The organism is Vibrio sp. IB15 (assembly GCF_016406055.1).
In the GTDB taxonomy this organism is placed as follows: domain Bacteria; phylum Pseudomonadota; class Gammaproteobacteria; order Enterobacterales; family Vibrionaceae; genus Vibrio; species Vibrio chagasii.
This window is the reverse complement of record NZ_JAEFCE010000095.1, coordinates 1-10,039: the sequence shown is the minus strand read 5'-3', so window position 1 is coordinate 10,039 and position 10,039 is coordinate 1. Positions and strand designations below refer to the sequence as shown.

The 10,039-nt window shown below is 42.5% G+C and carries 10 protein-coding genes, 1 other RNA gene and 2 pseudogenes; 5 read left to right on the top strand and 8 right to left on the bottom strand.

From position 1 onward, the window contains the following. Positions 1-431: 431 nt before the first annotated feature. Complete coding sequence (locus tag JC606_RS22090) at positions 432-944, bottom strand: AAA family ATPase (protein WP_198779456.1); 513 nt, start codon at positions 942-944, stop codon at positions 432-434. A gap of 971 nt (positions 945-1,915) precedes the next feature. Here JC606_RS22090 and JC606_RS22085 point away from each other — a divergent pair. Next, positions 1,916-2,652, top strand: a pseudogene (locus JC606_RS22085) (IS6 family transposase). Between the two features lie 48 nt (positions 2,653-2,700). Here JC606_RS22085 and JC606_RS22080 read toward each other — a convergent pair. From JC606_RS22080 to JC606_RS22070, 3 genes and pseudogenes are all read right to left on the bottom strand, one after another. Then, a pseudogene (locus tag JC606_RS22080) lies at positions 2,701-3,246 on the bottom strand (Tn7 transposase TnsA N-terminal domain-containing protein); the annotation flags it as partial. 117 nt (positions 3,247-3,363) lie between these two features. Next, positions 3,364-3,460, bottom strand: an RNA gene (gene ffs / locus JC606_RS22075) — signal recognition particle sRNA small type. 211 nt (positions 3,461-3,671) lie between these two features. Beyond that, complete coding sequence (locus JC606_RS22070; protein WP_198779454.1) at positions 3,672-4,415, bottom strand: hypothetical protein; 744 nt, start codon at positions 4,413-4,415, stop codon at positions 3,672-3,674. A 51-nt stretch (positions 4,416-4,466) separates the two neighbouring features. On the opposite strand from JC606_RS22070, the gene JC606_RS22065 reads away from it, so the two are divergent. Continuing rightward, entirely contained in the window at positions 4,467-4,769 is a 303-nt protein-coding gene (locus tag JC606_RS22065) for an MGMT family protein (RefSeq protein WP_004739957.1), read from the top strand. Between the two features lie 75 nt (positions 4,770-4,844). On the opposite strand, the gene JC606_RS22060 is transcribed toward JC606_RS22065, so the two are convergent. Beyond that, entirely contained in the window at positions 4,845-5,285 is a 441-nt protein-coding gene (locus JC606_RS22060) for a YbaY family lipoprotein (protein WP_063523546.1), read from the bottom strand. Between the two features lie 168 nt (positions 5,286-5,453). Here JC606_RS22060 and tesB point away from each other — a divergent pair, with 168 nt between their 5' ends. Then, entirely contained in the window at positions 5,454-6,314 is an 861-nt protein-coding gene (gene tesB / locus JC606_RS22055) for an acyl-CoA thioesterase II (protein WP_004739955.1), read from the top strand. Between the two features lie 112 nt (positions 6,315-6,426). On the opposite strand, the gene JC606_RS22050 is transcribed toward tesB, so the two are convergent. Both JC606_RS22050 and JC606_RS22045 read right to left on the bottom strand, forming a co-directional pair. Further along, positions 6,427-7,092 carry a hypothetical protein gene (locus tag JC606_RS22050; protein WP_198779453.1) on the bottom strand — a complete coding sequence of 222 codons (666 nt, stop codon included), beginning with the start codon at positions 7,090-7,092 and terminating at the stop codon, positions 6,427-6,429. 62 nt (positions 7,093-7,154) lie between these two features. Continuing rightward, on the bottom strand, positions 7,155-7,610 hold the full coding sequence (locus JC606_RS22045) for an Lrp/AsnC family transcriptional regulator (protein WP_198779452.1): 456 nt from the start codon (positions 7,608-7,610) through the stop codon (positions 7,155-7,157). 147 nt (positions 7,611-7,757) lie between these two features. On the opposite strand from JC606_RS22045, the gene JC606_RS22040 reads away from it, so the two are divergent. Beyond that, entirely contained in the window at positions 7,758-8,825 is a 1,068-nt protein-coding gene (locus JC606_RS22040) for a PLP-dependent cysteine synthase family protein (protein WP_137407020.1), read from the top strand. An 85-nt stretch (positions 8,826-8,910) separates the two neighbouring features. Here the strand turns inward: JC606_RS22040 and JC606_RS22035 are convergent, their stop codons facing one another. Further along, entirely contained in the window at positions 8,911-9,231 is a 321-nt protein-coding gene (locus JC606_RS22035) for a DUF1244 domain-containing protein (RefSeq protein WP_004736423.1), read from the bottom strand. Positions 9,232-9,358: 127 nt separating this feature from the next. On the opposite strand from JC606_RS22035, the gene JC606_RS22030 reads away from it, so the two are divergent. Then, a complete protein-coding gene (locus JC606_RS22030; protein ID WP_198779451.1) occupies positions 9,359-9,952 on the top strand; it encodes a thioredoxin domain-containing protein in 594 nt (197 codons plus the stop codon). The last annotated feature ends 87 nt before the right edge of the window (positions 9,953-10,039 follow it).

Below are 10,039 nucleotides of genomic sequence, written 5' to 3'. Positions count from 1 at the left end.
ATTTTAGCTCTCGGTTATATTTGGACATAAAAAGACCCCCAATAATTGGTGTCCACTATTGGGGGTCAGTTCATTAAGAGCGGCTTTTTTAAATGTCGCTGTAACCATAAGGCGTCCAACCAATCAATTAAATTTCAATAACTTACATGAAAACCAAAACCATAACACGTCCAAATTTAAAACCATAAGATGTCTTTTCTATAAGTTTCAACGAAAACACTAAAGTTAAATGTAAGAAAGTTACACAACGCTAAGAACAGCTACAATTCGCTATGAGTAGAACTTAATAATTAAGGTACGACAGAATCGCTTGGTGATCACAGCATAGTGAGCATATATGAAACACACTTTTGGACAGAAACGCGTTAGAACTGGTGCTCTACAGCATTTCTGTCAGATGAGGAAAAGTATGTTGAAACCTTAGACGTTTGTTAGGTTTTTGTTGGCACTGAAAACCCAAGAGCATTAATTAAATCATATCTACTTTGATCTAAACTTCTACCAGCGGTATCAATAACAACCCTTTTAGTCATCCATTGATCGTAGTCACGCTCAACAACACTCTCCCATGTTGGAAGTTTCAACTCTTGTATATCTGAAGCTCTAGTTTCTATTCGTTGTTTATGTTCGAGTAAATCTGAGCAGGTAATCTCAATTTCAATAAATTGGGAGCTTGAGCTAGTTGCTGCATTTCTCCATAACTCCCGTGACTCATTTACGGGGTTGGTTGAATCAGCAACAACTGATTGTCCAAGTTTTAAATTTTCCGAAGCGATTGAAGCGGCTACTTTATATCCTTCATCATGAATATTACTAATACCATTATTCTTTAAAGCTTGTTCAATAGTGTCAATACGCAAATACATTGCACCAGTAACCTCTGACAAATATTTAGACAGCTCTGACTTCCCAGTACCTGGTAAGCCACCAAAAATATATAACAACTTAACTCTCCTCAGAGATTGACATAAAACCCTAACATTTTTAATAACAGGCAGTCTCTTTTTTCTACCTGCTCGAATTTCGATTAATTTATAATAACCCACAAAAAATTAATAAACTGTATTTATACAGAAAAGAAAGCAAAGCTGGTAAGTAAAGTATCCATGAGCTTGATATTAGGTTTTATACGGAAAACGCACGCCCACTAAAGGGTGTTGAGCATTTTATCTAAGTGACTTTGGAGCATTTTCGAGCTAGAAAATACCACGGGTAAAAATTCAACCTGTGAAGTGTGATCACCAAGCGATTCTGTCGTACCTTAACTACTAAGTGACTTTGTCGTTAGCCTAATTACCGGAGGAAATTATGCATAAAAACAATGCACTAGATATTTTAAAAAATCCTTTTCCAATGTTAATGGAGAAGAGATTAAATATCTTAACCCTTACGTTGAATTGAGAAAAGTAATTCAACAGTAACACTTGATGGAGAGTTCAGCCTCGAAGAGCTTCAAGCAATCGTTGTTTGGATGGAAACCTTAAAGGAGAACATATCATGGTCTTGCCCCAAACTAATTTTACTCACCCTCCCCTCCAAATTTTGCATGCAAAATTTGATAGACACCACCGCGGACGAATTACAAAACATACCTGATGGAATTGTGTGAACTTTCTATTCGAAGAAATTAGTTAAAACCTTTATCGTCACAACTTAGTCACCTCTCGATTGTGACGCTATGGGGTAGATAACCTTATCATCACAAAAGCTTATAGATTCTAAATTACTCACTTCTAGCTTGTTCAACATTTCACTGTCTAACTCATGAATTTTGAAATCGCAGACAAGGTGAACTCCCTCAAGTGCTTCATTAGAAAGTAACGTTTCTAGGGCTAATGCTTGTTTTATAGGGCTTGTTGCAAAAACCTCACAACCCGCCAGACTTTAACAATGATTCATCACTGAGCAATACGTTATGGCCAAGTCTGAATTCAAATGGCGACATTTCACCCCTGAACTGATCTTATGGTGTGTGCGGTGGTATGGCACTACCGCGATGAGCTACGCAAACCTCAGTGATATGCTGGCCGAACGCGGTGTATTCGTGAATCGCTCCACGATATATCGTTGGTTTATCCACTATGGGCCTATCCTACATAAGAAGTTACGCCGTTATCAATTCACTCGCATCGATTCTTCCTGGCAGCTTGATGAAACCTACGTCAGGGTGAAAGGCAAATGGCATTACCTCTATCGAGCCATCAATAAACGTGGAGAAACGGTGGATTTTTTCTTCTCTCATAAGCGTAATAAAGAGGCCGCTTATCAATTTATTAGACGCTGCCTACGTCGCTATAAAACCTCCTTTCATCCCAACGCATTGAATACTGATAAACATTCGTCTTATGGGAACGCCATTGATCGTCTCAAGCGTGAAGGCCGCTTACGGCAAGATGTAGAACATCGGCAAGTGAAATATCTCAACAATGGCATTGAATCTGACCACGCTCCCATCAAAAAGCTTATCGAAGCTACCGGTGGCTTCAAGGTTCGAAAGCGGGCTTGGTCAACGATTCAAGGTTTTGAGGGGATAAGGTTTTGAATAAAGGCCAGTTTGATTTTTGGTTACGCCGTGATGAGCCGAAGCTGAGGGTGCAGGAGAGATCCGCCTTCCTCAATGAACTCTTCAATATCTTCGGAATCTACGCATGAAAAGAGGTGCTAAATTAGGCACCTCAGAAACATCTTCAATTTTTGCAACAAGCCCGAGATAAGTGTGTCCTGTTCCGATAATCCGAAATACAAAGACACCTCTTGTAGCTGCACCATTTGTTTACGTTGAATAAACGCTAACACTAACTTTTGAAACTCAGTCACAGTTCGCAATCCGGAATAACGATGCAGTAACTTAAAGTTATCTAACGTCGGTCCCATTCTAATTTGTTTCTCAGTAACCAAAACTAAGCGTCTGTTGAACTCATTCAACGCAACTCTTTGTTTCTCTTGAAATCTATTCCTGAAATCAGGTTTGAGAATCTGACTAGGGTGTTTTACTTCGAAGAGGGTTGACTGCTCGTTGTGATTTGTTACTAAAAAATCTGGGGTATATCGGCACTTACGATTATTGAATTGATAGTGGAAGCCAAAAGATTGAGAGGTAAAGCTTTTAATGTTGGCGTTATATTCGAGGTGAAAGCAGAAATCGAACTCCAAAATGGAGAGAGTGCGAACAACAGCATCATTCTTCAAGCTCATGAACTTACAGATGTTGTGTACGTGAGATGATTTCTTGGTTTGGTCGAACATAGCAAATCACTTTTGTTGTAAACCTACAACAAAAAATAGACTATGAAGACTTATGGTGCAGAAATGAAGAAAGCCTGCAATTTATGCGAACATATATTGCAGGCTTCATAAAGGGTGGGAACCCAGCCACATCCCGGCACACAAGTCACACGCTGCGGCTGCTTCCTTCCGGACCTGACCGAGTTCACGAGCTATTGTTGCGGGAGGACCAGGCCCCCATAGATTCGTTTTCTAAGAGGCTTGCCTCAAAGAGTGATTGGATTATTAAGCATCCCGGCAGCCATTGCAAGCCCTTCCCCTTTCTTTTTGAGCAATTGTGGTCTAAGTGCTTATCCTTTATTCAAACCACAAGTAAATCGTAGGTAAATTCACCATTTACCTACGATTTGAAGTTCTCACACAACATCATCTAGATTGAATTGGCACTAGATATCGATGTCTTCGTTATCTTCAGTGCGAATGATGTAGTCTGTCATCCATGCCGTTCCTAACAAACATAGCCAGACTACAAATACAGGGCTTGGTACTTCAATGCTCGGTGTAATCACCAGTGCTGCGAAGCCTGCGGTTGGTAGCGTCCAACACAGCAACTTATTCCAGCGGAAGGTTTTCAGCTTCGTCATCGTTTCGATTGACGCCATAATGCCCGTCACACATAAAGCCACAAGCGCTGCGTAAGGTAAATCGGCTATCCAAAGAGGCAAGATTAACCCCAATGACCACCAGCTGTGTCGACTCGCTGGTTTGAGATGATTAGCAGCCCACCAAATCACCATGATGGACAAGACTTGTAATAGAGTCACCCATGGCGTGCCATCAAGCTTACCTGCTGATTGCGTGACCATAATCCCAACCTGCAAAGTAGTCACGATCAAACCCGAAATAATCACTACCGACAAACTACTGCGTCTTGAGAAAACCACCATTAACAATGGGAACAACACCCACGCGCTAACAGAGAGTGTGATTGGCTGTAGAGGAAGGGTTAAGCCATAAGTCGTCATGGCAGCAAGTAGAGCTAAACCTGCGATACCACCCTGCGGTAAGATCCATAACGCAGGAATCACCATCGCCAGTACTGGGATATCTCCCTCACTTAAACTGATTGCTCTCGCACAAACAACGGCTAATAATGTTGTAATTAGAAATTGAAACGTTGAAAAGACCATAGCTCTCTCCTTCTACCGATCCGTGGTATTTATGAACTAGGAACATTTAGTATGGACCAATTTTTAGCCCAAATCTTTGCTGTGATTCACCAAATTCCATATGGAAAAGTAACAACTTATGGAGACATAGCACGTTTCTCGGGTTTTCCGGGCTATGCACGCCATGTGGGAAAAGCATTGGGTAAGTTACCTGAAGGTAGCAAACTCCCTTGGTATCGAGTGATCAACAGTAAAGGCGAGATTTCCTTGAAAGGCGACTCGTTTGAACGCCAAAAGAAGCATTTGGTGGAAGAAGGGATTGAAGTGAGTGACGCAGGAAAAATTAAACTCAGAATATACAAATGGCAGCCCTAGAGCTGCCATCATTCGCCTATTCAACTGGCTAGATTAAACCAATCAAGATGCCTTAACAGTGGCATCCATTTCTAATTAGCGAACACCGACCAAGCGTAGGTCAGCGTGTTGTGTGTTTTCTACATCTGTAATCACAGACTTGATAGTATCTGTTGTGAAACGTAGTTTACCGTCAACATGGATCGTTGCACGCATGTTGTAACGGTGGTTAGGCTGAATCTTGTTGTCGTCATAGCTTAATTCGAACGCAAACGGTACTTGCTTACCATCGGTTGTGAACTCTTGAGTCGCGATAACCGTTGATGGAGCATCCGCTAATGAAATATCTTCTAGCGTTACAGTAACCAATGCATTCTCTGGTAATGCCATTCTTTCGCGGTAGCTAACTGTTCCTGAAATCACTTGAGTATTCTCTGCAACCACTTCCTGAGAAGCGTTCGTTTCAGATGTTGTTTGGCAACCGACTAACATGCCAAACGATACTAAAGACATTAGAAGAATTAGAGCCTTTTTCATATTCAATTTCTCTCAACATGTTTGCCGAACTCGGCAAATCTCCAGACTAATTATAAGAGGGCTTTCATATTCTGTCTTGAAAACCTATGATTTATTGACAGATATATGACTAAGCTAATTGATTAACACCATAATCTGACACTCATTTTACGAAGAGGAATGCTGACGATGAGTCAACCTTTAAAAGAATTACTCAGTTTACTTCAGCTAGAGAAGCTGGAAGAAGGTTTATTCCGTGGGCAAAGTGAAAACCTCGGTCTCCCACAGGTTTATGGCGGTCAGGTCTTAGGGCAAGCGCTTTCTGCGGCTCGTTATACCGTTGAAGACGACCGCAGTGTTCACTCGTTCCACAGTTATTTTCTATTCCCCGGTGACTCTGAAAAGCCGATTATTTACGATGTTGAAAACCTCAGAGATGGGCGCAGCTTCAGTACCCGCCGTGTTAAAGCGATTCAAAATGGCCGCCCTATTTTCTATCTGACGGCTTCTTACCACGGTGACGCACCGGGCTTTGAACACCAAAATCCGATGCCTGATATTCCAGGGCCGGAAAACTTTGCATCTGAAACTGAGCTTGCAAGCCATATTGCGGAGTTCTTACCAGAAAAACTGCGTAAAACCTTCTGTGGTGAAAAGCCAATTGAGATGCGCCCTGTAACAGTGGTTAACCCACTCAAACCAAAGAAGACGGAAGCGAAACAGTACCTTTGGGTTAGAGCAAATGGTGCGGTGCCAGACAACCACTTGATTCACCAATACTTGCTTGCTTACGCTTCAGATTGGGGCTTTTTAGTCACTGCGCTTCACCCACACGAAGTCTCTCTAATGACGCCAAACTTCCAAGTGGCGACGATAGACCACTCAATCTGGTTCCACCGCCCATTCAAAATGGATGAGTGGCTACTCTACGCGATTGAAAGCCCAACAGCGGCCAACACTCGCGGTCTAGTACGCGGTGAGATCTATAACCAGAGAGGCGATTTAGTCGCGACAGCCGTTCAAGAAGGTGTGATGCGCTTTACTAAATAGCCATCAAATAGTTCTGAGCGTCTGCAAGCAAACGCCTTAAACGAAAAGAGGCTAGGTATCGCACCTAGCCTCTTCTCTTTTTAATCACAATGGCAGCTCAACGAAACCGTATTTAGTCACCCTGCTCGGCCGGCTTAGACTCACCTTGCACTCGTGTTTTTATGCCATCACCCGCATCGCGCAATAAATTGAATGGCGATAACACCACGCCTTTTACCGCACCTTCTGCCGCACTTTGAGCAAGTTCCTTACTCTTGTCAGCCAACAAGTTAGCTTGCACCAAGATCGCAGGGACTTCGGCTCTCAGCATCTCAGACTCGGCAATAACCACGGGAATCGTTTGTTCTCGGTAAGACTTACTTTCGGCAAGCATTGGTGGCATCACATCAACACGGTAGCGCTTAAGTTCGGTCAGCGTTGGCGGAATCACATCGGTTCTCACCTGCCCGACTTCAACTCGAACCTTTTTCACTTCGTCTAGGATAGCTGGGATTTTACTGTCGACCGATGCGACCGTTTTGTTTACCTTCTCCACCGTCTTTCTTACATCTTCGACGGTATTCAACATCTGTGGTGCCAATTCATCGACGTGCTCTGCCAGTATCAGAAACTCTTCGACTTTTAGTTCTTTGGTGAGCACGGAAAGATCCTCAATAACCTGAGGATAGGTATCGACAATTTCACCGACTTTATTGGTGAATGAATAGATGGTGTAGCCAAGGTAAAAAATAGCGATAGCTAACACGAGTTGAATAGCAGTAGAAACTTTTGCAAACATGAATAATCCTTTTCTTCATCGCAGAGGCAATATCTAAACTCGAAACACAATCTTTAACAAGGTTATAGCGGTAGCGCGGTGGTGTACTTTAATGGTTCCATCGCAAACGTAGAAGTAACGTTTGATATACCATCCACACTGTTAACTAAGCGCTTATAGAACTCATCAAAGCACTTCATGTCTTTAACCTGCACCTTCATCATATAATCGTACTCGCCCGCCATGCGGTAGAACTCCATGACTTCTGGGAATTCCGACACAGTATTCACAAAACGACCATACCACTCATGAGAATGATCGCTGGTTTTCACCAATACGAACGCGGTAAAAGAAAGATCTAACTTTTCAGGGTTCAGCAATGCCACTCTTTTTTCAATGATGCCATTCTCTTCCAAACGCTTTAAGCGCTTCCAGCAAGGCGTTGTGGTGAGGTTGACGGCTTCAGAAATGTCGTTCAATGACAGGGTACTGTCTTCTTGTAATAACGCTAATATTTTTTTATCTACGCCATCTATCACACTTTCACCAAATCGCTTTTAAATAGAATAATTTTCTACATTTTAGTCAAAATAAAGCAAATATGGCAAAGTTTTTCTCTCCGGATCTAGCTAAATTAAAACCATACCAATTACAAAAAATTCCTACACTCGATCAGGAGAACGCTTATGTGCACTGACCATCAATGGATTAACAACGCGATTCGTAAAATTGAAGCGGACTACCAACGCTCTGCGGATACGCACCTTATCAAACTAGACCTTCCAAGCATTGAAGGCATTGATATCTACCTTAAAGATGAAAGTACACACCCAACAGGCTCTTTGAAGCACCGTTTGGCGCGTTCTCTGTTCTTATACGCTATCTGTAACGGTTGGGTTGGCCCAGAAACTACAATCATTGAGTCTTCATCTGGCAGCACAGCGGTGTCTGAAGCTTACTTCGCTCGCCTACTTGGCCTTCCATTTATCGCAGTAATGCCAAAGTGCACAGCGAAGAAAAAGATCGAGCAGATTGAGTTTTACGGCGGCCAAGCACACCTAGTTGACCGCTCTGACCAAATCTATGATGAGTCACGTCGTTTAGCAGCGGAACTCAATGGTCATTACATGGACCAATTTACTTACGCTGAGCGCGCAACCGACTGGCGTGGTAACAACAACATCGCAAACTCAATTTTCAATCAAATGCAGATGGAAGATCACCCGGTTCCAACTTGGGTTGTAATGAGCCCGGGTACTGGTGGTACTTCAGCAACGATTGGTCGTTTCATTCGTTATCAACAGCATGAAACTAAACTTTGCGTTGTCGACCCTGAAAACTCAGTTTTCCACGAGTATTACAAAACAGGCAATACAGAAGTAAAAGGCAGCACATTCAGCAAAATTGAAGGCATTGGTCGCCCTCGTGCAGAACCAAGCTTCATTCCAGGTGTGGTTGACGAAATGCGTAAGATCCCAGACGCGGCAAGTATTGCAACGACACATTGGTTGTCTGACATTCTAGGCCGTAAGGTTGGCGCATCTACGGGTACCAACATGTACGGTGTGCTTCAACTGGCAAGTGAAATGAAAGCGCGTAGTGAGAAAGGCTCTATCGTGACTCTACTTTGTGATAGCGGCGAACGTTACCTAGACACTTACTTCAATGACGAGTGGGTGAGCAACAACATTGGTGACCTTCAGCCTTACGCTGCGAAGTTAGAAGCTTTCTCTCAAACGGGTGAATTAGTTTAAGCACCAAGCAAAGCACAAGCGTCCAAAATAAAAAGAGCCCTTAATGGGCTCTTTTTGTGTGTCTTTGGTTAACGACAAACTAAGACTATTCTGGCTTCTGCTTCGCTTCAAAAGCAGCCAGTTGCTCTGGTGTTGCTTTTGGTTGGTGGTTTTGTTTCCACTCATCGTAAGTCATGCCATAAACACGCTCACGAGCGTCATCAATATCAAGGTCTAAACCTTGTTGTTCAGCTTCGGCTTTGTACCACTTACTGAAGCAGTTACGACAGAAGCCAGCCAAGATCATCAGATCAATATTCTGAACATCTTTGTTGTTGTCTAAGTGTGCTAATAGGCGACGAAAGGTTGCTGCATCCAGCTTGTCTTGTTCTTCTTGAGAAAGATCTTTGTATTTAAATTCAGCCACTTTAGTGTCCCTTAATAATTTTCATTTTTTAATGTATTGAGCAGATATTGTTATACAAAAAAAGCCCGCACTGCGCTAGGAGCAAACGCAGGCTTTTCAAAACATTCATAGATAAACCGGAATTCCCATGAAACGATTAAAAAACGTATTTATCCTATTAGTTTCTCTTATTATAAGCGCTACAGCTTTTGCATCTCCATCAGAGGGAAAACAATACACGCTTTTGGAAAAGCCTTATTCAACCGAGTATCAAGTAGACAAATTCTTTTCATTGACCTGCATGCCTTGTTGGCAGATGACAGAGTTACTCAAAGATAAAGAAGGCTCTGGTGAACTGAAATTGCATCGTACTCACGTGATTTTTAACGACTCGACCTTACAAGCTGCAGGTATTTACTACACCGTGTTGGCTCAAAAGCCGGATATGTCTCATGCACTTTTGAGTGAATTATTCTCGCTGGTTCAAACTAAAAAACCGCTGCAAGAAACGGATATCGACGCTTTTTTCAAAGAACACAACCTTGTGAAACAAGAAGACATGACTCAAGATCAACAACAGCAATGGGCTAAGTTCATGGAAGATGCTGTTACTAAGACCGAGCAAGCATCGATTAGCAGCATTCCGAGCTTTATTATTAATGGGCGCTATATGGTGAAACTAAGAGGCCACCGCTCTATGGAAGAACTGCTCGAAACCATTCAATACCTGAGTGAGCAATAGAGTCCCACTCTTTTCTGGCATCATTCGCAAACCAAATAAAAAGGTTCATCGCGGCTTTCCGGGGAAAGCCGCTTTTATCTTCAAGAA